This is a genomic window from Roseateles sp., from assembly GCF_036404855.1.
Taxonomy (GTDB): domain Bacteria; phylum Pseudomonadota; class Gammaproteobacteria; order Burkholderiales; family Burkholderiaceae_C; genus Pelomonas.
The window spans coordinates 1-24,259 of sequence record NZ_DASWYS010000192.1; the positions used below are offsets into that span (position 1 = coordinate 1).

A 24,259-nucleotide genomic window follows, 5' to 3' on the forward strand; every position below is an offset into this window, starting at 1 on the left:
GCGTGGCGACTCGAACAACGGGTGAAGCGCGGCCTGCTCAACAATGCGACCGGCGTACAGCACCACGACGTGGTCGGCGAGGTTGCGCACCACGGTGAGATCGTGCGAGACGTAGACCGCTGCCACGCCGTGGCGCCGGCACAGGCTGCGAACGGTCGCCAGCACCTTGGCCTGTGTGGTCACGTCCAGCGCGGTGGTGGGCTCGTCGAGCACGATGAGCTGGGGCCGCGTGACGAAGGCCAGCGCCAGCAGCACGCGCTGCTGCTGTCCACCCGAGAGTTGATGTGGAAAGCGGCGCAGGAACTCGGCTTCGGCCGGCAGATCCACGTCGGCGAGCACCTGCAGCAAGCGCTGGTGGCGCGCATCGGCGGCAACGTCGGGCTCGTGGATCTCCAGCACCTCGGCGAGCTGCGTGCCGATGCGGCGCAGCGGGTTCAGCGCGGCAGCCGGATCCTGCCCGACGTGGGCGACGAGCTTGCCGCGCAGGCGGCGCAGCGCGTCGGGCGCCAGGCCCAGCAGCTCATGCCCGCCCACGCGCACGCGGCCGGCGGTGATGCGGGCGCCGTCACGGGCATGACCCAGCAGCGCTAGTGCGATGGTGCTCTTGCCGGAGCCGGATTCGCCCACCAGCCCGAGCACCTGGCCGGGTGCGATGCGAAGCGCGATGTCGGCCACGATATCGGCGCCGGAGGGCAGCTCGACGCGCAGGCCTTCCACTTCGAGCAGCGGTGCGGCCTCGACAGGGAGCGGCGCAGCGATGTGTTCGGGGAACTCGGCGAGTGCCAGCATGTTCATCGCTCCTCGATGCGGGCCGCCGCGCGGCCCGCGCCCTCGGCCAGCAGGTTGGTGCCCAGCGCGAACAGTGCCACCAACAGCACCGGTGCCGCCACGGCCAGCGGCTGCACCAGCAGCCCGGCACGGTTCTCGTTGATCATCAGTCCCCAATCGGCTGCTGGCGGCGCTACGCCGTAACCCAGGAAGGCCAGGCCCGACAGCATGCCCACGGCCCAGGTCAGCATCACGCCCATGTGCACCAGCAGCGGGGTGGCGATGTTGGGCAGGATCTCGCGCAGCACGATGCGGTGACGCGGGTAGCCCAGCAGCTCGGCCGCCTCGACGAACTCCTGGCGCACCACGTTCAGCGCGACGCCGCGCGCCAGCCGGATCACGCCGGGCACGAAGGCCAGTGCGACGGTCAGCACGACGATGCCGTGGCTGCGCCCCAGCATGGAAACGATAAGCAGGACGAGGATGAGGTCAGGGAAGGCGAGGAAGACGTCGGCGCACCAGACAATGGCCTGGTCGACACGGCCTCGTGCATAGGCGGCCAGTACGCCCAGCACGCTGCCGGCGGCCAGTGCCAGTGCCGACGTGGCGAGCGACATCCACACCACCGAGGCGCCGCCGGCCAGCAGGCGCGACCACACGTCGTGACCCAGGAAGTCGTGCCCGAGCGGCGCACCCGCCGCCGCGCGGCCATAGGTGGGACCGACCAGTGCAGTGGGCTCGTGCGGCGCCAGCCAGGGCCCCAGCAATGCGAACGCGATGACAAGCAACGTGGCCACCAGGCCCAGGCGCACCTGGCCCTGAGCCAGCGTCTGGCGCCAGAAGGATTTGCGGGGCGCGCTCACCGGGCGTACCTCGGTCGGATCTGGCCGCGGCCCAGCCGCAGCGCATGGCGCAGCCCCGGGGCACGCGCCTTGATGCGGCCGGCTGTGCGCAGCCGGGGCGTCAGCAGCACCGTGGCCAGGTCGGCAGCCAGATTGATGGCGACGATGCCGACGGTGATGACCAGCACGATAGCCTGGATCATGGGCATGTCACGCATCTCGATGGCGGCGTTCAGCGTGTTGCCGATACCTGGGTAGCTGAACACCACCTCGGCAATCAGCGCGCCGCCGAACAGCACGCGCAGCGTCATTGCCACTCCCTGAATGGCGGGGATCAGCGCGTTGGGCAACGCGTGGCGCCAGACGATGCGGCGCTCGGGGATGCCGCGCAGCCTGGCGGCTGCAACGTAGTCGCTCTCCAGCACCTCGATCATGGAGGCGCGCACCAGCCGTAGCAGATAGGGGGTGATGGAGAGCGCGAGCGTCACGGTGGGCAGCACGAGGTAGCGCCATTGCGACAGCAGGCCGCGGTCGGGGTCCAGCAGCGAGGCTGCGGGCAGGACCTTGAGCACCGAGGTGGAGAACAGCATTACCAGCAGGATGGCGATGGCAAATCCCGGCACGGCCTTGAGCAGCACCAGCGCGCCAAGTGCGAGGCGGTCGGTGGCGGTGTCGCGCCGCAGCGCCAGCCACACGCCCAGCGCCAGTGCGAGCGGCAATGCGGTTAGTGCGACACAGGCGGTCAGCAGCAACGAGTTGGCGAAGCGCGAGCGCAGCAGCTCCCCCACCGGCACGTTGGAGTCGATGGAGCGGCCCAGATCACCGGACAGCATCTGTCCGGCCCAGCTCAGGTACTGCACGACGATGGGCTTGTTCAGCCCCAGCTGCTCGCGCAGCACGGCGATGGTGGCCTCGCTGGCCTCGGGGCCGAGGATGATGCGCGCGGGATCGGACGGCAGGGCCTGCGTGGACGCGAAAACGACGATGGAGATGGCGACCACCACGCCCAGGCCGGTCAGCAGGCGGCCGGCGAACCAGGGTGCCCATGTCGGCAGCTTGGGGAACTTGGGCCGGGCCATCAGGCGGGCTCCCTGCGCCAGATGCGGTCGGTGCGCCAGGCGGCGAAGCCGGTGCGGTCGGAGGTGACGCCGCCGATGTCGGCCGCGACGGCGTCCAGCGTGTCGGCGAAGCCCCAGATCAGCAGCCCGCCGTGTTCGTGCTGGATGCGCTGTGCCTCGTGCACGAGCTGCTTGCGCTTGTCGAGGTCGGGTTGGGCCAGTGCAGCGGTGATGAGCTCGCCGAAGCGCGGGTCGCGGAAGTGCGTCTTGTTGCTGGCAGCGCGCGGGCCGTCGTGCTGCTGCACGGTCAGCAGAAAGGGGCGCGACACACCAGCGCCGGTGCTGAAAGCCCAGGAGGTGCGGTTTGGCCCGGTGAAGGTGGGGCTGTCGACCTGCTTGACGTTGACGGTCACGCCGGCCTCCTTGGCTTGCTGCGCAAAGACGAGCGCGGCCTTGGAGCCAGGTGTCACCAGCTCCACCTCCAGCCCGTCTTTGAAGCCCGCCTCGGCCAGCAGGCGGCGCGCTTCGGCCAGGTCGCGCTGGCGCTGCGGGATGGCATGGTCGTAGACGGGGTCACCTGGCGAGTAGAGATCGTTGGCGACGCGGCCGCGCCCCTGCAGCACACGTTCCACCAGCTCCTTGCGGTCGGCGATGAGGCGGAAGGCGCGACGCACCTGCGGCCTGTCGAACGGCGTCTTGTCGAGGTTCATGTCCAGCGACTGCCAGGCGTCAGTCTGCGAGGAGACGATGCGAAAGCGCGTGTCGCCGTCGAGGAACTTGAGCTGCTCTGGCGCGATGTTGGGCGCGATGTCGATCTGGCCAGCCTGCAGGGCCTGCAGCCGCGCGGTCTGGTCCGAGAAGTCGTGGATGTGGACCTCTTCGAACCAGGGCTGGCCGGCCTTGAAGTAGTTCTCGAACCGCGTGAAAACCGAGCGTTGGCCGGGCGTGAAGCTCTTCAGCCTGTAGGGGCCTGCTCCCACCACGTTGTTGACCGGGTGGTAGTCCACGGGGACGATGCCGCCCCAGCTCATCCAGCACTCGGCCAGCGCCACCAGGCCCTGTCCCTTCTCGAAGGGGATGCGCACGGTGCGCGCGTCGAGCTTGCGCACATCGTCGCGGCGCAGCGAGTACAGGTAGGCCGCATAAGGCGAGGCCAGTGCAGGGTCGGTCAGACGGCGAAGCGAGAAGATGACGTCGTCGGCGTCGATGGTCTTGCCATGATGGAACTCCAGGTCTGGCTTGAGGCGGATGGTCCACTCCGTGCCATCGGCGTTGACCTCGGCGGATTCGGCCAGCGCCAGCGTGGGCTGGCCGTCCAGCCCCCACTCCCACAGCTTGGCGTACAGCGCCCATCCGCGGAATGCGCCGCTGCCGATGGGCTTGTGCGCGTCGAGGTTGCCGGCCTGGCCGCCTTCGATGACGCCAAAGCGCACTGCGCCGGCGCTGCGTCGGGGCGTGTCGGCGGCGGTGCCGGGCACGGGTTGTGCGGTCGACTTGTCGGCGTGCTCGCCGCAGCCGCCCAGCAGCCCCGTGCCGGCCAGCAGGCCGGCGCTTGCGGCCAGCCAGCCGTGGCGCAGCAGTGCGCGGCGCAACGGGTCGTCGGGCATGTCATGGGGTGGGTTGGAGCGGCTCATCGGCAGAAGGGAAATGAACGTGGATGTGTGAAGGAATCACCGGTGGATAGCAGGGTCCGTGCCACCGTGAAACGGCTCGAAACAGACCCGTGCAGCCCTGAAATCAGCGTCCCTGGATGAGGTGCTGCGTGGATCTGCGCAGGGGCTGCTTCGAGTTGTCCATCAGCGCCCCGCGCGTAGCGCGGGCACGTCGAAGCCGTGGTCCAAGTCCAGCAGTGGCAGCAGCAGGTCGGCCACGCGCTGGGCCTCGCTGATGAGCGGGAATCCGGACAGGATGAAGGCGTTGGTGCCCTGGGCCTCGTATTCGCGGATGCGTGCGGCGACGTTCTCGGCGCTACCCACCAGCGTTGTGCCGGAGGCCGGGCCGAGGATGTCGAAACCGAACCACGCGGGGCCGACCCAGACGTTGGGATAGATCTCCAGCTCGCGGGCCGTGGGCAGGCGCCCAGCGAGCAGGCTCTCGGCGTTGCGCTGAATGATGGGGTTGTCGCTGCGGAAGGTCTCCAGCGTCTCGCCGGGCTTGAGCTGGCGCTGCGCGGAACGCTTCGCGTGCTCCAGCGACGACTTGGAAAGCAGCCACTCGGCATGAGCCCAGGCCTCCTCCTCCGTCTCGCGCACGATGACCTGCAGCCGCGTGCCGTACTGCAGCTTGCGGCCGATCTTTTCGGCCTCGGCGCCGACGCGGCGGAACTTGTCACCCAGCAGCGGCGGCGTGTTGGCGAAGGAGAGGTAGACGTCCAACAGCTTGACCGAGTGCGCGACGCCCGGCGCCGAGGTGCCGGCACCCCATAGCGGCACGCCGCCCGGCTGGGTCGGGCCGTTCCAGGTGCCCATCGGACTGGGGCCGGAGTGGCGCGGAGCCAGCTTCACGTAGCGACCCTCGTAGCCGCTGGTGTCACCGTCATAGACGCGTCGGAACGCATCCCAGTACTCCCAGCTGAAGTCGTAGCGCTCGTCGTGCGGGTAGTGCACGCCCAGAGCAGCGAGGCCGACGTCGTTGCCGTTGACGACGTTGAACAGCAGCCGACCGCCCGAGAAGGCGTCGAAGGTCTGCGCATACTTGGCCAGCACGGCGGGCGACAGCTCGCCTGGGTGCTGCGCGACGAGGAAGCGCATCCGGTGCGTCTGCGCGATCAGCGCGGCGGCGACGGCCAGGCTCTCGTTGGCACTGCTGCCGAGCAGCGCGCCGTAGTACCCCAGCCGGTCGATGGTGACGGCGAGCTGTTCGAGGTGGCGGAAGTCGGTCTTCCAGCGGCCCTGCGGCTCCCAGGGGTAGGGGCCATCAGGCGCGGTCAGGTACCAGAGGATCTTGACGGCCATCTTGGTTCCTCAGGCGGCGGCGCGCAGTTGCTGGGCGAGGCGCTCGTGCGCGGCGGCCAGGGGGCGCGGGTCGATCCACGCGTCGAAGTCGAAATCCTGGTCCAGGAATCCGTGCGTGAGCTGGAAGTTCTTCTGCTGGCGGAACAGCTCCACGCGCTCCTCGCTGAGGTCGGGCGCCAGCGTGAGGTGGAAGCCGTTGCGGTACGCGCCGCTGACGCCCTCGCTGCCCGCGCGCGTCTCGCCCTGCAGGATCTCCAGTGTCTCCTTCAGGTGGGTCTTGGCCCATTCGGCGGCGCGCAGCGTCTGTGTCAGGAAGCGCACCAGCAGCTCGAAGTGGTCGTCGATGAGCGACTGGTGGACGGTGATGGGCCGCGGCGTGCCGTTGTTGACGCGAAAGCGCTTCTCCGGCAGTTGGTCCAAGTCGATGCCGACCTTGGCACCCAGGCGCTGGGCGGCCTCCAGTGCGGCAGCGCCTTTGACGTAGACGGCATCCACCTCGCCGCGCAGCAGCGGCAGGATGCCTTCCCACAGGCCGGTCCCCAGGCTCTCGGCGCTGCGTGCATTGCCGCCTGCCAGGTGGCCGGCGTCGCCTTCGCGCGCCGGCGCAGCTGGCAGCTCGACAAGGCGGGCATCGTCCAGAGACAGGCCTACGGAGTTCAGCGCGCCCTTGTAGCCCGCCAGGCTCATGCCGCGCGCGATGCTGCGGCCGCGACGGTTCTGGGCCAGGTCAGCGGCGCGGAATGCCGGCAGCGCCAGACGCTGGCCGCGCAGGTGCTCGGGGCGGCTGATTGGGGAGTCGGGACGCACGAGGATGGCCTGGAACTCGTCAATCCAGGTCAGGCCCACCAGTCGAGTCGGCGCGCCCTGGGCTCGTGCGGGGATGGCCAGCAGGTTGCCGCCTTCGCGGACCAGCGTGGTCAGCTCGTGGTCATAGTGATGGCGGGCGAGTTCGCCGCCAACTTCCTGCAGTGTCTTCAGTTCAATGCCGTCGCGGGCGAAATCTTCTCCCAGCCAGCCCAGGCGGTAGGCCAGGCCGGTGGCGGTGGGCACGGGGCAGCGGGTGAACCAGACAGTGTCGACGGAGGTCTTGGGGATGCTCATGGGATGTCCTGGGGGTGAAGGGGCAGCCCTTCAATCGCCAGATCCGTGCCAGCGTTTTTCCGGCAAGAACACCCCGTTTCTGCATCGCTGCGCGTCGAACGCAGCAGCCGCTGCTGGCTTCAGGCCAGTGCCGGGCTGGTTTCTACGCTGGCGCCGAACGATGCCTGTTCGTAGGCGCGGTACAGCCGCGAGTAGGCGCCGCCGGCGTCGATCAACTCTGCGTGGGGGCCGATCTCGACGATGCGGCCCTGCTCGATGACGGCGATGCGGTCGGCGTCGCGTATGGTGGCCAGTCGGTGGGCGATGATGATGGCCGTGCGGCCCTCGCATAGCCGCCGCAACGCGGCCTGGATGCGGCGCTCTGTCTGCACGTCCACGGCTGAGGTGGCCTCGTCCATGACGAGCACCGCAGGGTCGGCCAGGTAGGCGCGTACCAGGCAAACCAGTTGGCGCTGGCCCTGGCTGAGCTGGCTGCCCATGGGGCCGACGGGTGTGTCGTAGCCCAGCGGAAGTCGCTCCAGTACCGCATCGGCACCGAGATCGCGGGCGGCGGCTATGAGTCGCGCGTCGCTGGCCGTTGGTGCAGCCAGCCGCAGGTTGTCGAGGATGCTGCCGGAGAACAGCATGTTCTCCTGCAGCACCACGCCCACATGTCGGCGCAACGCGTGCTGAGCGAGGTCCCGGATGTCGATGCCGTCCAGCCGCACGGCGCCCTCGCCGATGTCATAGAAGCGCGTGAGCAGCTGAACGAGCGTGCTCTTGCCATGGCCGGTGGGGCCGACGATGGCCAGCACCTCGCCGGGCGCGATGTGCAAGTCCAGTCCTTGGATGACGGGGCGATGGTGTTCGTAGGCGAAGCCGACGCGGTCGAAGTGGATGTCACCGCGAACGGTTGCAAGCGGCGTGGGGTCGGCGGGGTCGGCCACCTCAGGCTCGGTGTCCAGCAGCAGGAAGACGCGCTGCGCCGACGCTGCACCGCTGGTGTAGCGTTCCAGCAGGTCGGACAGCTCCTGCAGCGGGCCGAGAAAGAGCTGCACGTAGAACAGGCACTGCACGACCTGGCCGAAGCTCAGCTCGCCGCGGGCCACGGCACCGGCACCGCCCGCGAGCAGCAGCACCATGCCCGCGCTGGTCAGCAGCGCGGCATAGGGCAGGAACCAGCCGGACTTGCGGTTGCCGCGGATCAGCGTGTGGTTGAAGTCGTCCAGCAGCGCGCGGTAGTGGTGGCGGTTGGAATCTTCCTGCACGGTCTGCTGGATGATGCGCACGCCAGCCACGGTCTCGACGAGGTGTGCGGTGAAGCGCGCGCGGGCCTCGGCCACCAGGCCCCAGTTCTTCTGTGAGATGCGCTTGAAACCCCAGATACCCAGCACGAGCAGCGGTACGACGGCGGCCAGCGCGAGGAAGAGCGTGGGCGAGATGGCATGGATCAGCAACGCCGCCACACCGCAGCGCAATGCCGCCGACAACAGTTCCGGCGGGCCCTGGATCAGCAGTGGCTCCAGAGCGTCCACGTCGCGATCCACGCGCGAGATGATGCGACCGGCCTTGGTCTTGTCGAAGAAGCGCACGCTGAGCGACTGCACATGCCGGTACACACGTATTCGCAGCGTGTTCAGCACCCGCAGCGCCGCGGCACCTGCAAGGTACTGCGACAGGCCCGACAGGGCAAACCTCAGCACCCAGGTCAGAGCCATGCCTGCACCGAGAAGCGTCGCCAGTTGCGTGTCGATCTGCCAGCCGCCGTCGGCAGGAACGAGCGCGTGGTCAAGCGCCTGTCCCACGAACCAGGGCCGCAGAAACACGGCGCCCACCAGGAGCGTCTCCAGCACGATAACGGCCAGCAGCTCGCGCCGCACGCTGCCCAGCAGCGGGAGCAGTCGCCAGAACATCCCGCGATCCAGCGCCTTGCGGGCGAGCGCCTGCTCGAGCTCGATGTCGGACAGCGGACGCTGTCCTCGCATGTCGCGGGCTGCCATCAGTCCAGCCCCAGCAGTTCGCGGTAGGTCCGGTGGCGCGTCAGCTCGGCGTGCCGGCCCTGGGCGGCGATGCGTCCATCGACCAGCAGCAGTACACGGTCGGCCTGCAGCACGGTGGAGAGCTTGCTGGCCACCATCAGCACCGTGGTGCCACCGCCATCCTCCTGACGCAGGGCGCGCAGTCGGCTGAACACTCGCCGCTCGGTGAGCGCGTCCAGCGCGCTGGTGGCGTCGTCCAGGGCCAGCAGGCGCGGCCGGGCCAGCAACGCGCGGGCCAGCGCCAGGCGCTGGCGCTGGCCGCCAGACAGCGTGACGCCGCGGTCGCCCACCCGTGTCTGCAGCCCGTCGTGCAGCCGCTCTACGACCTCGTCCGCGCAGGCAACGTGCAGGGCGCGCTGCAGCGCTGCGTCGTCGGCCAGCGGCGCGGCCAGCCGCAGGTTGGCCGCCAGCGTGTCGGAGAACAGGAAGGCTTCCTGCGGCACCACCTGTACCGCCTTGCGCAGCACGTCAAGGCGCAGCGTGCGCAGGTCGGTCCAGCCGCCGTCGTCACTGCCCAGCAGCAGCCGTCCGGCGTCTGCATCCAGCAGGCGCGGCAGCAGGCTGACGAGGGTGCTCTTGCCGGCACCGGTCGCGCCCACGAGGGCCACGACCTCGCCGGGCGCGATGCCCAGGCTGCAGTCGTCCAGGATCGCCGTGCTGCCGCCCGGCGCGCGCACGGCCACGTGCTCCAGCCGCAATCCGAGTGGCGCGTGACGCTCGGGCAGGCGGGTGTTGCCGCCCTGAATGGCCGGCTCGGCATCCAGCAGCTCCCAGATGCGAGCTGCCGAGGAGCGCGCGTCGGCGAAGATCTGCATGACGCGGCCCACGCCTTCGGCGCGGAAAATCAGCACGTTGGCCATCAGCAGCGCTGCCACCAGCTCGCCGCGGTGCAGCTGGCCTGCCTCCACGAGGTGCAGCCCGTATACCAGGATCCAGACCTGGCCAAGCGCCACCACCGCCTGGGGCAGCGGCACGCGGGCGCAGGCGTAGGCGAGGGCGGCGGTGGCCTGCTGCATGAAGACGCTCACCTGGGCTTCGAAGCGCTGGGCGCGCTGCCCTTCCAGCACGAAGGACTTGATGACGCGCACGCCGTTCACGCCTTCGGACAGCTCCTGGTTGACCTCGTCGTAGGCGGCGCCCACGGCGCGGTCCAGCGTGACGAGATGGTTGGTCTGGCGCAGGAAGAGCGTGATGGCGGCGGCGATCAGCACCAGCGGCACCAGGGCCAGCAGCGGGTGGTACCAGGCCAGGACCGCCAGCGTGGCGGTGACCACCAGGCTCAGCTCGTACACCTGTCTCCAGAAGTTGATCAATGCGTCGCGTAGCTTGTCGGCGTCACGCGTCGTGCGCGTGACCAACTCGCCAACGCCATGGCGCCAGTGGTAGCCGAGGTCCAGTCGCTGGACCTGCACGAGGATGCGTTCGCGCAACAGCGTCAGCAGCTGTTGTCCACTGATCAGCGAGGCCAGACCGGCGGCGTACTGCAGTCCGCCGCGCAGCAGCGCCACGCCCAACAGCCAGGCACACCAGAACAGCACACCGTCCAGCGCAGCGCGCGCGCCCAGGGAGGCGCCTTCCTCCAGCGCGTGGGTGGCGCGGCCCACCAGCCACTGCTGGCCGGCGAAGGCGATGTTGCCAAGTAGGAAGAGCAGCGCGGTGACGAGGAAGTGCCAGGGGATGTCGCGGTACAGGAGCAGGCTTCGCCAGAGTGGCGATCGGGCAGAGGGCATCGGGAGAGGGGCAGAGGACACGGAAACCCGGCCCGGGTGGCCGGGTGGGGCGCGTTGACTTTGAGCAACTTCCACGCCAGATCGTCACGCCCCGAGGCAAGCTGCGTTGCCACGGGATGGCGTTGCTGGGAAATCAGCAGCGCTGCGCGCTTTCCAGCAGAGATGGTGGTGAAACCGCCGCGGGCTGGGAGCGCGCGCCAGCCGCCGCGCCGAAGCTCAGGACCTCTTCTCGCGTGCGCGCTGGCTGCCGGCCTTGCCAATCGCCTTCCACTTGTTGCGCTGCTCGATGCGTTCCAGTGCCGTCTGCTCGCCGCGCTGGGCATCCCGCAGCAGCTTCTTGTAGTTGCCGAGCCGGTCGGCATCGACATGGACCCGCACTGCGCATCCGGGCTCCGATTCGTGGCGGCAATCGCGGAATCGGCATTGCCGGGCGAGCGAGTGCACATCCTCGAAGGTTGCGGCGAGCGTCTCGGGCTCGGCGTCGGGCCGGAACGTGCGCATGCCCGGCGTGTCGATGATGCAGCCGCCTTGCGGGCATTGGTGCATCGAGCGGGCCGTCGTCGTGTGGCGGCCCCGCCCATCGCCCTTGCGGACGGCGCCGGTCAATTGGCCGGCGTGCGTCAAGGTGTTGATGAGCGTCGATTTGCCTGCGCCCGAGGAGCCGAGCAGCACCAGCGTCTGGCCGGCATGCAGCCATGGGCCGATCTCCGTGCAGGCCTCGCGCGACAGCGCATTGACCGGCAGCACTGGTACGGTCGCGGGCAGGCGGGCATACATCTCGGCGATGCGTGCCTGCGCATCCGGCGCGATGTCGAGCTTGGTGAGCACGACGACTGGTGCGACGTCGCAGGCGCGCACCATGGCGATATAGCGCTCCATGCGTCGCGCGTTGAAGTCTGCGTCCAGCCCCATCACGAGCAGCGCCGCGTCGACGTTGCTAGCGAGGAGCTGGCGGCGCCCATCGTTGGCGCGGCGTGCGATCAGCGTGACGGGCTCGACCCGGTCGACGACCCAGGCCTGGCCGTGCGCGTCGACGCGCATGCCGACCCAGTCGCCGATTGTCAGCACCTGGCCGGCAGCCTGCAGCTGTTGCACGAGCCGGGGTAGCGCGCGGGCCTGCTGCTCGGTGCGGCCGTCGTGCAGCGTGAAGCAGTCACGCTGCGATTCGGTCACGCGCGCCAGGCGTGTGCCAGGGTCGTGGGCCGCGAGTCGGGCGACACGGCTCGCGATGGCGTGCGTAAGCCCGAGTGCCTGCAGCGCCTCGAAATCGATTTCGATCATGGGAGTCCATTGAATGTTGGCCTCGTCCGCGCGTGCGCGGACCCATCCGCACGCCAAGGCATGCGGAACAAGAAGGTGGGAAGCCGGCCGCGGCTGGCGCGGCGATCAATGGACCCGCGGGAGACGCAGGGTCAGGAGCGTTTGGCGCTCAGGCAGCCGACACGAGGAGGGCGACACGATCTGCTTGTTCCATGGTCTTCTCCTTTTCGGCTGGGTGGATGAGGTGCGCAAGTCTGCCAGCGGCGCAGGGCCTACGTCAATCGCGAAGTGCTACCGCCTGCGGCCAGTCCGGGTTGTGGACATCCTCGCGGGGCGCACAAGCAGCCTCGGATTCAGCGCTTGGCGGCACACTGCGGCCCATCTAGGCTGGCGGGCTTTCCGTTCCTTGTCCGGAGCCCGTCTTGTTGCTCAAGTTCCTCGTGCTGCCTTTGTTGACCCTCCTGCTCCTGCTGCTCGTCTCGGCGCTCGCGGCCTTCCTGTGGCTGCGAGCGCCCGACCTGCCCGCCGCCGAGCTGGAAGCCCGCTGGGCCTCCACGGCCGACCGCTATCTCGACCTCGGCCACGGCGTGCGTCTGCACTACCGCGACGAAGGGCCGCTCGACGCGCCCGCGTTGGTGCTGCTCCACGGCTATGGAGACTCCCATGCGACCTGGGAGGGCTGGGTGGGCGAGTTGAAGGCGACCCACCGCGTGATCAGCCTGGACCTGCCCGGTCACGGCCTGACCGCCGCGCCCGCGGGCACGCAGATCGACCGCGAGGCGCAGGCCCGGCTGGTCGTTCGCCTGGCAGACGGGCTCAAGCTGCCGCCCTACGTGCTGGCCGGCAATTCCATGGGCGGCGGAGTGGCCTGGCAGGTGGCACTGCTTGCACCGCAGACGCTGCGCGGCCTCGTGCTTGTCGACGCGGCGGGCTGGCCCCTGCCACCGAGCACGCCGTCGCTGGCCTTCCGCATCCTGGCCCATCCCTGGGGTCGCGCGGTGCTCGAGCGCATCGACAACCGGCCACTGATCCGTCAGGGCCTGACGGCGCAAGTCGGCGACAAGTCGCTGATCACCGATGAACTCGTCGACCGTTGGGCGCTGTATCAGCGCTATCCTGGCCACCGTCCCATCTTGATGTCCGTTGCCCCGGGCGCGCAAGCCCCGGTCACTGCCGAACGCCTGGCTGGCCTGCACCTGCCCACGCTGGTGCTGCATGGGGAGATCGACCCCATCCTGCCACTGGACCATTCGCGCCGCTTTGCCGCGGCGATCGCAGGGGCCGAGCTGATCGTCTACCCCGGCATCGGTCACCTGCCGCAGCGTGAGATCCCGCAGCGGTCGGCGGCCGATGTCGCGGCCTTCGTGGCGCGGCTGCCTGCTGTCCGATGACTTCTTCTGCTTTTCGACCCGGCCCGCTGAATCTGATCACCGACGTGCCTGGCCTGACGGTTGGCCATGTCACCGACGAAGTCGTCCGTTCCGGTGCCACCGTGTTGCGCACCGACGGCTTCTGGGCCGCGGCCGTGGATGTGCGCGGTGGTGGCCCCGGCACGCGCGAGACCGAGGCGCTGGCGCCGGAGAACCTGGTCGGCAAGGCACATGCAATCGCGCTGGCGGGGGGCTCGGTGTTTGGTCTGGCGGTGGCGGATGGCGTGGTTGCCGCGCTGTCGCTCGAAGGGCAGGGCTTGAGGCTCAAGCCGGGCTCGCCGGCCATTCCCGTGGTGCCGGCGGCCGTGCTACATGACCTGGGCAATGGCGGTGACAAGGCCTGGGGCTTGGAGCCGCCCTACCGACGCTGGGGCCTTGAGGCGGTGGCAACTGCCGCGCGCGAGTTCGCGCTGGGTGCCGTGGGGGCAGGGCGGGGTGCGATGGCGGGCCACCTACCGGGCGGCATCGGCTCGGCGTCGCTGGACCTGGGCGACGGACTCGTCGTGGGCGCGCTGGTGGCGGCCAATCCCATCGGCTCGGTCTACATGCCGGACGGTCAGACCTTCTGGGCCTGGCCCTTCGAGATTGCCGGCGAGTTCGGCGGCTGTCGCCCGGCGGCCCAAGGGCCCGTGGTCGACCCGATGCCGGATGCTTCGCGCCTGGCCAGCCTGGGCCGCGCGCAGTCGGGTGCGAACACGACGCTGGCCGTGGTGGCCTGCAATGCCGACCTGACAACGGCGGAGTGCAAGCGGTTGGCCATGATGGCGCAGGACGGCATCGCCAGAGCGGTGCGTCCGGCACACACACCATTCGATGGCGACACGGTGTTCGCGCTGGCTTCCGGTGCCCATCACCTGGGAGACGCGCGGGCGGTGCAGTTGGGAAGGCTGGGGTCCGCGGCGGCAGACTGCCTGGCGAGGGCCATCGCGCGGGCGGTCCACACAGCCGCCCAAGGGGCATGAGCGGGCCCGCCCGTCAGGTCTCCTGCAGGGCCCGCGCCAGATCGGGCGTGGCCGCCAGCAATTCCCGGGTGTAGGCGTGCGCCGGGCGCTCGAACACCTCGAGCGTTGCGCCACTCTCAATGATGCGGCCCGCCTGCATCACGTAAAGCCTGTCGGTCGTCGCTCGCACGACAGAGAGATCGTGCGTGACGAAGAGCAGCGCCGTGCGCTGTTCGCGGCACAAGGCATCGATCAGGGCGAGGATCTGCCCCCGCACACTGACGTCCAGCGCTGACACCGCTTCGTCCAGCACCAGCAGCGCTGGTTCCAGGATCAGTGCGCGCGCAATCGCCAGCCGCTGCCGCTGGCCGCCGGAGAACTGGTGCGGATAGCGGTCCGCCGCAGCGGCGCCCAGGCCGACGCGTTCCAGCCATTCGCAGGCGCGCCGACGCTGCGTCCGATGATCCAGCGGCCCGTCGAGCAAAGCCAGCGGCTCGGCCACCAGTTCCCACGCGCGCCAGCGCGGGTCCAGGCTGCCGGCGGGGTCCTGGAAGACGATCTGCACTTGACGGCGCAGTTCCCGCTCGGCGCCGGTGAAGCGTCGGCCCTGCAGGCTCACCGTGCCGCCTTGCAACGGCTCCAGTGCGAGCAACGCGCGCAGCAGGGTGCTCTTGCCGCAGCCCGACTCGCCAACCAGTCCGACGCGCTCACCGGGAGCGACGCGCAGCGACACGCCGTCCAGCAGCCGCTTCACGACCGGGCGCGACAGCAACCCGCCGCCGCGCCGTACCTCGCGCACCAGGCCGTCGGCGGTCAGCAGTGGCGCGTCCAGAGGTGCTGCCGCAACCGCTGGCCGATCGGTCAGCACAGACGCGGCAATCAGCGTGGCCGTCTCCGGTTCGCGCGGCGCGCGCAGCAGCTCCCGTGTTACGCCCTGCTCGACGAGGCGGCCCTGGCGCATCACGGCGATGCGGTCTGCCACGCTGGCGACCAGGGGCAGATCGTGGCTGATCAGCAGCAGGCTGCCGCCCTGTTCGCGCACCAGATCGCGCAGCAGCGTTAGCACCTGGGACTGCGTGCGCACATCCAGCGCGGTCGTGGGCTCGTCGGCAATCAGCAGGCGTGGCCGCAAGGCCATCGCAATGGCGATGACGCCGCGCTGGCGCTGACCGCCGGACAGTTCGTGCGGATGCCGTTCGCCCAGGCCCGCAAGCCCCACCCGGGCCAGTGCGGTGCGGGCCTGAGCCAGCGCGTCGCGGTGCGAAAGCCGCTGGTGCAGGCGCAGCGACTCGGCGACCTGCTCGGCCAGGGTCATCAGCGGATTGAGCGCATTCATCGGTTCCTGGAACACCAGGCCCACTGCGGCGCCGCGGCGCGCATCCAGCGCGGCCTCGGGCAGCGTGAGCAGGTCCTCGCCCTCCAGCAGGACCCGGCCCCTCACCTGCGCGCCGGCCGGCAGCAGGCCGGCGATGGCGAGTGCCGTCAACGACTTGCCCGAGCCCGATTCGCCGACCAGGCCCAGCACCTCGCCCGCGCCCAGCTCAAGGTTGAGCCCGTGCAGTCGCGGCTGGCCCCCCAGAGTGACACCGACCTCGCGCAATTGCAGCAGCGCGGTCATGGCTGCTCCTCCCGGTGTGGGTTGAGCCGCTCGCGCAGCCCGGCCGCGAGCAGATGGAAGGCAAGCACGGCGAGGGCGACGGCCAAGCCGGGAAACAGCGCCAGCGTGGGAGACAGTGCGGTCAGCGTCTGTGCATCGGCCAACATGCGGCCCCAGCTGGGCTGCGGCGGCTGCGTCCCCAGGCCGATGTAGGACAGCCCTGTCTCGGCCAGCAACGCGAGCGACAGCTGCAGGCTGAGCTGCACGACCAAGCCGCTGGCCAGGTTGGGCAGCACATGCTCGCGTGAGATGCGGCTGTGGCCCTTGCCCGCCGACCGCGCCGCCTGCACGAACTCGCATTGCCAGAGGGGCAATGCCAGGCCGCGCGCGACACGGGCGAAGACCGGGATGTTGAACACGCCGACGGCCAGGATGGCACTCGTCGCGCCAGGCCCCAGCGCCGTCGTCAGCAGCACGGCCAGCAGCAGCGGCGGGAATGCGAAGACGATGTCGTTGCCGCGCATCAGCAGCTCGTCCGGCCAGCCGGCACGGGCGGCCGCCCACAGGCCCAGCGGTACACCCAGGAGTGCGCCCAGACTGACGGCCAGCGCGGCCACGCCCAGCGATGTCGCCGCGCCGCGCATCAGCAGTGACAGCACGTCGCGGCCTAGATGGTCGGTGCCCAGCCAGTGCGCCAGGTTGGGAGGCTGCAGGCGCTCGGCGATGGAGAGGTGGTCGAGAGCATGGGGCGTCCAGGCCAGCGACAGCACTGCCATGGCGACGAAGGCTCCCGCGAGCAGCGCGCCGAAGAACAGGCGGCGGTTCATGCGCCAGCTCCTCGCCGTGCCAGTCGCGGATCGGCAACGCGCGCGGCCAGCTCGACGAGTGCCGACACGGACACGCCCAGGGCCACCAGCACCAGCACCAGGCTCTGCACCAGCACCAGGTCGTGTGCCGTGACGCCCTGGAACAGTAGGCGGCCGACGCCGGGCAGGAAGAACACGTTCTCGACGATGACGGAGCCGGCCAGTAGATAGGCGGTCTGCAGGCCCAGCAGCGTCAGGACTGGTGAGGCCGTGTTGGGCAGCGCATGGCGCCACAGCGCGCGCCAACGGCTGGCGCCCTTGGCACGCGCCGTGCGCAGGAACTCGGCATGCGCCAGCTCGGCCAGTGCGGCGCGCAGCACGCGTGTCAGGATGGCCGCCTGTGGCAGCGCCAGTGCCAGCGCCGGCAGTGCCAGAGCGCGCAGCCCTTCGGACAGGCCGGCGTCCCAGCCAGGGAAGCCACCGGCCGGTACCCAGCGCAGCACGACGGCGAACAACCAGGCTCCCATGACGCCCAGCCAGAAGTCCGGCACCGACACACCCAGTTGGCTGAATGCGCCGACGGCGCGGTCCACCTTGCCGCCGGGCCAGCGTGCCGCCAGCAGCGCGGCCGGCAGCGCCAGCGCGATGGCCAGGCCCAATGCCAGCGCAGCCAGCGGGACGGTCAGCGGCAGGCGCTCGGCCAGCAGCACTCGCACTGGCAGCCGGTAGGTGAGGCTGTCACCCAGGTCGCCACGCAGCAGCGCGCCGATCCAGCGGCCATAGCGCGTCAGCGCGGGGGCGTTGAGGCCCAGTTGTTCGCGCAGCGCGGCGACGGCCTGCTCGTCGGCCTGCATGCCCAGCACATAGCGCGCCGGATCTCCGGGCGCGATCTGCACGAGCGCGAAAATCAGTGCGCTGGCCACCGCCAGCGTCAACGCCAGTGATGCCAGGCGCGCGACCAGCCAGCGCGGTTCGGCCCGCCAAGCGAGGCGGGCGATGCCCAGCGCCAGCAGCGCCAGCGCCCCGAGGGCGATACCGTGCGGCAGGCCACCGTGGTCCTGCGCGCGCGCCGCCTCGGCACCGGGCAGCGTAGCGCCGGCCAGCTCCAGGCTGCCCACGGCATTGACGTGCACGCCGGCCAGCCCGGCGCGCTGCACCAGCAGCCGCGGGTACTGGAACAGGAAGCCGTTGACGGCATCGTCGCTGAGCTGGCGCTGCAGCGATTGCAGTGATGCGCGGCGCTCAGCCTCGTCGGACTGGTCATCAAGCTGGCGCAACAGGGACTTCACGCGGTCGCTGCGGTAGCCGAAGTAGTAGTCGTCTCGGCCGTAGATGCCGTAGTCCAGCGGCTCGGCATGCACGATGACGGTAAGGTCGAAGTCGTGTCGCACGAAGACCTGGTCCAGCCACTGCGCCCACTCCAGGTTCTCGACCCGTGTGCGGATGCCCACGGCGGCCATCTGCGCCGCAAGGATCTCGCCGCCGCGCCGTGCATAGGCCGTGGGCGGCAGCTTCAAGCTCAGCACGCGGTCGGCTGGCCAGTGCGCCTCGGCCAGCAGCGCACGGGCGTGGGCGGGGTCGTGCGGGCTCTGGCCGGTCAGGTCGACATAGGCGGCGTGACGGGGCGAGAAGTGGCTGCCGATGGGCTGGCCGAAGCCGAACATCGCGCCGTCGATGAGGGCCTGGCGGTCGATGGCAGCGGCGATCGCACGGCGAACGGCCAGCTGCTGCAGCGGTGCGCGGCGATGGTTGATGGACAGCAGCGTCTCCCCCTCGCTCAGTCCAGCCCGGACCTCGAAACGGCGGTCGGCGCGGATCTGCGCCAAGTGCTCGGGCGCCGGGAAGTTGGCGAACAGGTCGACGTCGCCCGCCATCACGGCGGCATAGGCGGCCGACGGGTCGGCGATGAAGCGGTACCTCAGGGCGTCCAGCCGGGCCTTCTCGCCCCAGTAGCCTTCGAAGCGGGTCAGCTCGATGGCGTTGCCACGCTGCCACCGCGCGAATCGCCACGGGCCGGTGCCATTGGGCGCGGTCGGGTTGGTGGCGACGCTGCCCGGCGCGACCATGACGAAGGCGGCGCTGCCCAGGCTTTGCAGTAGGCTGCCATCGCGGCGCTTCAGATGCAGCACCAGCGTGTGCGCGTCTGGGGCGGTGATGCGATCTACCGCGGCCAGAAGGCTGCGCTGCGGATTGGCCGAGCCATCGGCACGCGCGCGCTCCAACGCGAACTTCGCGACCGCGGCGTCGAACGGCGTGCCGTCGTGGAAGCGCGCACCGGTGCGCAGCCGGAAGCTGAGGGCCAGGCCATCCGCGCTGACGTCCCAGTGTTCGGCCAGTCTCGGCTGCGCGCTGCCGTCCTCGGCCAGCACGACCAGGCCTTCGAAGACATTGCCGTAGACGACCTCGCTGATCGGCGCGGCGGCGCCGACGGTCGGATCCAGCAGCGGCGGCTCCAGTTGCAGCGCGACACGCAGCGTGCCGGCCGCGGCGGGAAGCAGCAGCGCGGACAGCAGCAGGAAGACCGTGAGCAGGCGCTTCATGGGGCGACGCCGCGCGAACGGGCCGCCAGACCCGGCAGCCCCAGCCGCTCGTACAGCGCGGCCAGGCGGGCGTTGACAGGCACGTCGAGCGGGTCCACCAGGCGGCGCAGTTCGAGCGCCTGCTGCGCGTCGCGGTCGTGGCCGGCGCACGTGGCGGCCTCGATCTGCAGTTGCGCGAACAGGTCGCGCTGCGCATGGCTGCCGCCAATGCGCACCAGCCGTGGCAGGCCTTGCGACAGTGCCATGTCGGCGGCGCGGGCATCACCCCGGGCCAGTGCGACGAGCCCTTGCGCGGTGGGCAGCGCGGCGTCGCCCCAGGCGACACGGGCTTCCCCGGTCGCGGTCTCGGCGCGGGCCGCGATGGCGGCCAGCAGCCGGTCCGCCTCGGGGCGGCCGGCGCGGGCCAGTCCCAGTAGATAGAGCAGGCTCAGGAAGGGCTCGGTCGTGTCGTCGGCGCGTGCGGCCAGGTGCTCGGCAAGCTGCGTCCAGCGCGGGCCGACGTCAAGGCCTGCCCACTCCAGCCGTGCCAGCAACTGCACGGCGCCGATCTGGTCCTGCGAATAGCCGGGTGATACGCCCCACACCTGCTGGTCGTACAACGCCAGTGCCTCGCCGAGTCGGCCGCGCGCCAGGTAGAAGAGGGCCAGGTGCCACCAGAGGTGGGTCACCATGAAGGAGTTCAGGCCGGTCCAGGTGTCGCGCACTGCTTCGAGGAAGTGCAAGCCTTCGTCCACGCGCCCGCGCGTCAACAGCACATGGGCCAGGGCATGCTGTGCCCAGGGTTCGCGGCGCTTGAGCGTCAGCGCCAGCCGCGCGGCGGCCTCGGCCTCGTCCAGCCGGTGGCACTGCTCATAGGCAAACGCGGCCATGCCCTGCGCATGCGCGTCGTGCGCGTTGGCCGGCAGCACGGCAAGGATGCCGCGCAGCATGGCTGGCGCGTCCCCGCGGTTGAATGCGAGGTACTGCGCCAGCTTGACGACGGCCAGGTCGTGCGGCCAGCGCTCGGCGATCAGCGCGGCGCGGCGTTCGACGGCGGCTGTGTCCCCGGCGACCCAGTCGGCAAGCAGCGCGACCTGCTCGCTTTCGCGCTGATGGGCCGGCGTGTTGCCGGGCTTCAGCGCTGCGCGTGCCGCCGCGAGGAAAGGACGCGCCCTTGCCGGCGCCTCGGGCGCCTCCAGGAACATCCACAGCCAGCCTGCGTAGACCTGGGCCATCACCGCGCCGGGAGCCGCCGCGGCGGTGTCCAGGATGGTCTCGGCCCGGCTCTCGTAGGCCAGGAAGCCGGCGATGAAGTCGTTCAGTCCCGCGATCAGCGCGGGAGTGCTGTCCACCAGCGGGTTGCCAAGGAAGTCTGCTGCCATAGCGGCAGCATAGCCAGCGCCGTGCACCTCAATAGGCGTAGCTGAGCACGGCCGTCCAGGTGCGCGACGGGCCGGCTGCGGCAACATTCAGGTCGTCGGCGGTGCTGGGGCGGTTGCCGAAGAAGTTGCGCGTCAGGTCGTGGCGGCGGTCGAACAGGTTGCGCACGCCCACGCTGGCCTGCCACGGGGAGCCGGACGGGGCGATCTCGACGCGCGCATTCGCCAGCCAGTAGGCGGGGATGTCGTACAGCGTGCCGCCGTCGACGTTCAGTCGGTTCAGCCAGGATGGCGAGGTGCTGCGATAGCTGTAGTCACCTGCGATCTTCAGGTCCAGCCCGCCTGTCGTCCACGCGTAGGCGATGGAGCCGCCATAGCTGAGCTTGGGAAAGAACTGGTGGTGTCCTGACAGGTCGCCCAGCAAGGGCGAATTGAAGTCCTTGAACGTGCCGCGCTTGTAGCCGACGGACTGGGCGATGGACAGGCCGGGCAGCGGCTTCCATTGCAGTTCGAACTCGCCGCCATCGATGCTGGAGCGCGGGATGTTGATGATCTTGCCGATCAGGGCGCCGGTGGGCGACGTCGTCACGTCCTGGAACTGCTGGTCGCGGTAGTCGTAGTGGAAGAAGGCAGCGTTCACGCGCAGCAGGCGTGTCAGGTCGGCCTTGGCGCCCAGCTCCAGCGCCACCAGCTTCTCGGGCTGGAAGGGCGTCAGCGCCAGCGTGTTGAAGGTGTTGTGCGCTGTGATGCCGCCCGACTTCAGGCCCCGGCTCAATGACGCGTACAGCAGCGTCCCGGCCTCGGGCTTGAACTGCAACGCCAGCTTGCCGGAGGTCTGGTTGCTGGTCAGCGACTGCGAGGCACCGCTGACGCCCAGGCCCGCGATGGTTGGAGTTGTGCTTGTGCTGAAGTCGTGGATGGCGCGCGTCTCGCGCTCCTGGCGCAGGCCGGCCACCAGCGTCCACTGGGTGGCCAGCGGAATGTCGGCTTGGCCGAACACGGCGGTTGTGCGCCCGTCTTGACCGTAGCGCGTGCGCGTGATGAGACCGTAGTCATGACGGAAGTCGGTCAGCCAGTCCTCGTCCAGGCGCTCCTTCGAGTAGTAGGCGCCGACGACCCAGGGCAGTGCGGCTTGGGCCTGCGAGGCCAGGCGCAGCTCCTGCGTCGTCACGCGGGCGCGGTCGTGCCAGTAGACGTCGGAATGGTTGACGGCCGTGCCGTCCCAGTCGCCCAACTCATGGCGCGTAAAGCGCTGGTGGGCGGTGATGCTGGTCAGCCGCGTGGCGCCGAGGTTCCAGTCCAGGTGCAACGCCAGGTTGGTGGCGCTGTTGTCGCGCGATGGCTTGGCATCGGCGGCCACGCCGGCGAGTTGCGCGAAGTCGCTTTGCAACCCCCAGCCGGTGGCGTTGGGATCGGCGTCCGCGGGCTGGTTGGTGTGGCTGCGCGGCGTGGGCGCGTACAGACCTTGCACGTCGGAGCGGTCCTGGTTGTCGCTGAGGCTGATACGTGCTTTCAGGTCCGGCGTGACGTCCACTTCGAGCTGGCCGCGGACAGCGGCGATGCGCTGGTCGCCCAGCTTCTCGCCGGTGATGCGGTTGTGTTGCCAAGCGCCGCCATGCTCGCTGGCGATCGAGATGCGGCCGCGCACCTGCTCGCTCAGCGGGCCGGACAAGTAGCCTTGGGCCTGCACCGCGGAGTGCGAGCCGGCGCCGACACTGAACCCACCCTCGGTTTGCTTCGTGGGCCTGCGCGACAGCAGATTGACGGCGCCCGCGGTCGTGTTCTTGCCGTAGAGCGTGCCTTGCGGCCCGCGCAGCACCTCGACGCGCTCCAGGTCGAACAGCAGGCCCTGCGTCTGCACCGGGAAGGCATATCCGACCTCGTCCACGTAGACGCCCACCGGCGAAGCGTTGTTGGCACCGTAGTCCTGGAAGCCAATGCCGCGAATGCGGAACTGCGCCTGGCCGCTGCCGAAGGCTGGCTCGATCTCCAGGCTGGGCAACTCGCCCTGCAACTGGTTGATCTGTTTGACGCCGCGGGCTTTCAGCTCGTCGCCAGACAGCACGCTGATCGCGATGCCGACATCCTGTGCGGACTCGGTGCGGCGCTGTGCGGTGACCTCCACGCGGTCCAGTGTGTTGGGGGCGTCAGCGGCCAGGGCGGGCGCGGCAGAGACTGCAGCGAGGGCGGTGGCGAGGGATGTCAGGGCGTAGGTCGGACGGTACGGCATGTCCCGGTGGGTGCAAGTTGGAATGCGCCGCACTCTAGGCAGTGGGATTGCCTGTTGCCACGAAGGAATCGATGCATCGATATGCGGAAAGTCCGCAAGGGGTTCGACCTGCCCGGTTCTTGAGCAGTCCGATGCGCGGCTTTGCGGGACAAGGGCTTAGCGAGCCGTCTCACCAGTTATCAACAGGGTTGCTCACGGATCAGGCGAACAACTGGAGGCGCGGTGGTTGGCGGCAGGCGCCGGGCAGTCGGGCCAGGACGATGGCTGCCAGCCAGTTCAGTGTGGGCCTGCGCCGCCGCAGTGCTTGGACCGGGCTTCCTTGACGGGCGACGCGTCACGCAGATCAAGGCGGCGGTCAGTCCGCCGCCTTGATGAGGGTCAACGCCTCCCTGAACTTCGGATGCTGGCAGTCGTGCAGCCACTCGAAGACCACCATCTCGTGCGTGACGATGGTGGCGCCGGCGGCGGCCAGCCGCCGCATGGCCGCCGCGTGATCGGCGGGCCGGCGGGAGCCGCTCGCGTTTTCGACGACCCAGACCCGCTTGCCTTCGCGCATCAAGCCCAGGGCCGTCTGCATCATGCAGACATGGGCCTCGCAGCCGGCCACCACGACGTCGCCACGTCCTTGCCCCAGCTCGTCCAGCGCTTCAACGAGTCCGTCGGCGCAGGCGTCGAAATGCGTCTTCGCCAGCACGCGGTGGCATTCGGCGCTGATGACGTTGAGGTTGGCGCCCAGGCCGGCAGGGTTCTGCTGCGTCCCGATGACTGGAGCGCCCAGGAGGCGCGCGGCCTTGGCCAGCAGCACTGCGCGCGCGGCGACCGCTTCGGCCTGGTGGATGGCGGGCATCAGCTTCGCTTGGTAGTCCACCAGCACCAGCGCGCTGGAGTCTGCCGTCATCACATCCATGATCTGCCCTCATGCATCTAGTTCAGGGCCACTAGGCAGGCCTCATCTCCCTGATCACACAGGCAAATTTTGCCGTGCCAGATCGTTGCCAGCACTGTGAGGCCGACGTTCGCCGTAGTCCGGGCGCCAGGCCTCTAGAAGCCCCTGTGCCTTGATGCGCGCAGCGATCCCGGTCGCGTTCAGGCACTCGTTGCGCAGCGAGCCGTTGAAGGTCTCGACGAAGCGGCTGCCGGTCGGCTTGCCGGGGCGGCAGCAGGCCAGCCGCACGCCAAGGTGGTCTGCGCACATGTCCTTCAGCCGGCCCGTGAACTCGCTGCCGTTGTCAATGAAGATGGCCTGGGCGCCCGGCGACGACGGGCGATTCGGTTGAGTACATCGACAACGTGCTCGCCCTTGAGTTGCAGCCCTGTATGCACCGTGAGTGCCTTGCGCATGAACACGTCGACCACGAGCAGGATGCAGAACTTGCTGCCATGGATGTGCTCCTAGGCCACGAAGTCCATGGACCAGGCTTGGCCGGGTGAGGTGGGTCGCTCGCGCTCTGGGTCCCCGACCTGTTGCGCATCGTCGCCGAGCCACGCACACTGGCTTTGCAACGTCTGGGGGCATTCAGCGCTGTGGTGGAGGCGTGACCTCCATGCGCCTACCCGGTCTTCCAGACGGTCGGACTGGGCGCGCACCTCATCTTGCGGCGCTCAAGATTCAACGGAGAAGCAGAT

General features: G+C 69.7%; 18 protein-coding genes. 2 read left to right on the forward strand and 16 right to left on the reverse strand.

The genetic code is table 11. The features are described 5' to 3' along the window. From VGF12_RS12795 to rsgA, 9 genes are all read right to left on the reverse strand, one after another. A partial coding sequence (locus VGF12_RS12795; RefSeq protein WP_331176421.1) for an ABC transporter ATP-binding protein occupies window positions 1-789 on the reverse strand: 789 nt, incomplete at its 3' end. 2 nt (window positions 790-791) lie between these two features. Then, window positions 792-1,631, reverse strand: coding sequence for an ABC transporter permease (locus VGF12_RS12800; protein ID WP_331176422.1), 840 nt, complete (start codon window positions 1,629-1,631; stop codon window positions 792-794). Next, on the reverse strand, window positions 1,628-2,689 hold the full coding sequence (locus VGF12_RS12805; protein ID WP_331176423.1) for an ABC transporter permease: 1,062 nt from the start codon (window positions 2,687-2,689) through the stop codon (window positions 1,628-1,630). Before VGF12_RS12805 ends, VGF12_RS12800 begins: the two co-directional genes overlap by 4 nt. Next, entirely contained in the window at window positions 2,689-4,302 is a 1,614-nt protein-coding gene (locus VGF12_RS12810) for an ABC transporter substrate-binding protein (protein WP_331176424.1), read from the reverse strand. Before VGF12_RS12810 ends, VGF12_RS12805 begins: the two co-directional genes overlap by 1 nt. A 162-nt stretch (window positions 4,303-4,464) precedes the next feature. After that, entirely contained in the window at window positions 4,465-5,622 is a 1,158-nt protein-coding gene (locus VGF12_RS12815; protein ID WP_331176425.1) for an LLM class flavin-dependent oxidoreductase, read from the reverse strand. A gap of 9 nt (window positions 5,623-5,631) precedes the next feature. Beyond that, window positions 5,632-6,723 carry an ABC transporter substrate-binding protein gene (locus tag VGF12_RS12820; protein WP_331176426.1) on the reverse strand — a complete coding sequence of 364 codons (1,092 nt, stop codon included), beginning with the start codon at window positions 6,721-6,723 and terminating at the stop codon, window positions 5,632-5,634. Window positions 6,724-6,842: 119 nt separating this feature from the next. After that, complete coding sequence (locus VGF12_RS12825; RefSeq protein ID WP_331176427.1) at window positions 6,843-8,702, reverse strand: ABC transporter ATP-binding protein; 1,860 nt, start codon at window positions 8,700-8,702, stop codon at window positions 6,843-6,845. Next, window positions 8,702-10,471, reverse strand: a complete 1,770-nt coding sequence (locus VGF12_RS12830; RefSeq protein ID WP_331176428.1) for an ABC transporter ATP-binding protein — start codon at window positions 10,469-10,471, stop codon at window positions 8,702-8,704. The genes VGF12_RS12825 and VGF12_RS12830 overlap by 1 nt, the downstream gene beginning before the upstream one ends. Before the next feature lie 216 nt (window positions 10,472-10,687). Next, complete coding sequence (gene rsgA, locus VGF12_RS12835) at window positions 10,688-11,752, reverse strand: ribosome small subunit-dependent GTPase A (protein ID WP_331176429.1); 1,065 nt, start codon at window positions 11,750-11,752, stop codon at window positions 10,688-10,690. Window positions 11,753-12,183: 431 nt separating this feature from the next. Between rsgA and VGF12_RS12840 the strand changes: the two genes are divergently transcribed. Continuing rightward, a complete protein-coding gene (locus VGF12_RS12840; RefSeq protein ID WP_331176430.1) occupies window positions 12,184-13,122 on the forward strand; it encodes an alpha/beta fold hydrolase in 939 nt (312 codons plus the stop codon). Continuing rightward, complete coding sequence (locus VGF12_RS12845) at window positions 13,119-14,123, forward strand: P1 family peptidase (RefSeq protein WP_331176431.1); 1,005 nt, start codon at window positions 13,119-13,121, stop codon at window positions 14,121-14,123. The genes VGF12_RS12840 and VGF12_RS12845 overlap by 4 nt, the downstream gene beginning before the upstream one ends. A 13-nt stretch (window positions 14,124-14,136) precedes the next feature. Here VGF12_RS12845 and VGF12_RS12850 read toward each other — a convergent pair whose 3' ends face one another. From VGF12_RS12850 to VGF12_RS12880, 7 genes are all read right to left on the reverse strand, one after another. Next, window positions 14,137-15,720: an ABC transporter ATP-binding protein gene (locus VGF12_RS12850; protein ID WP_331176432.1), complete on the reverse strand. Its 1,584-nt coding sequence runs from the start codon at window positions 15,718-15,720 to the stop codon at window positions 14,137-14,139. After that, entirely contained in the window at window positions 15,717-16,526 is an 810-nt protein-coding gene (locus tag VGF12_RS12855) for an ABC transporter permease (protein ID WP_331176433.1), read from the reverse strand. Before VGF12_RS12855 ends, VGF12_RS12850 begins: the two co-directional genes overlap by 4 nt. Continuing rightward, entirely contained in the window at window positions 16,523-19,045 is a 2,523-nt protein-coding gene (locus VGF12_RS12860; RefSeq protein WP_331176434.1) for an ABC transporter substrate-binding protein, read from the reverse strand. The genes VGF12_RS12855 and VGF12_RS12860 overlap by 4 nt, the downstream gene beginning before the upstream one ends. Continuing rightward, window positions 19,042-20,406, reverse strand: coding sequence for a tetratricopeptide repeat protein (locus VGF12_RS12865; RefSeq protein ID WP_331176435.1), 1,365 nt, complete (start codon window positions 20,404-20,406; stop codon window positions 19,042-19,044). The genes VGF12_RS12860 and VGF12_RS12865 overlap by 4 nt, the downstream gene beginning before the upstream one ends. A 28-nt stretch (window positions 20,407-20,434) precedes the next feature. Continuing rightward, on the reverse strand, window positions 20,435-22,633 hold the full coding sequence (locus VGF12_RS12870) for a TonB-dependent receptor (RefSeq protein WP_331176436.1): 2,199 nt from the start codon (window positions 22,631-22,633) through the stop codon (window positions 20,435-20,437). 355 nt (window positions 22,634-22,988) lie between these two features. Then, window positions 22,989-23,540, reverse strand: coding sequence for an isochorismatase family protein (locus VGF12_RS12875; protein ID WP_331176437.1), 552 nt, complete (start codon window positions 23,538-23,540; stop codon window positions 22,989-22,991). Window positions 23,541-23,594: 54 nt separating this feature from the next. Beyond that, the gene (locus tag VGF12_RS12880; RefSeq protein ID WP_331176438.1) at window positions 23,595-23,828 is read right to left on the reverse strand and encodes a transposase; all 234 of its coding nucleotides are present in this window, start codon (window positions 23,826-23,828) and stop codon (window positions 23,595-23,597) included. Window positions 23,829-24,259 lie beyond the last annotated feature (431 nt).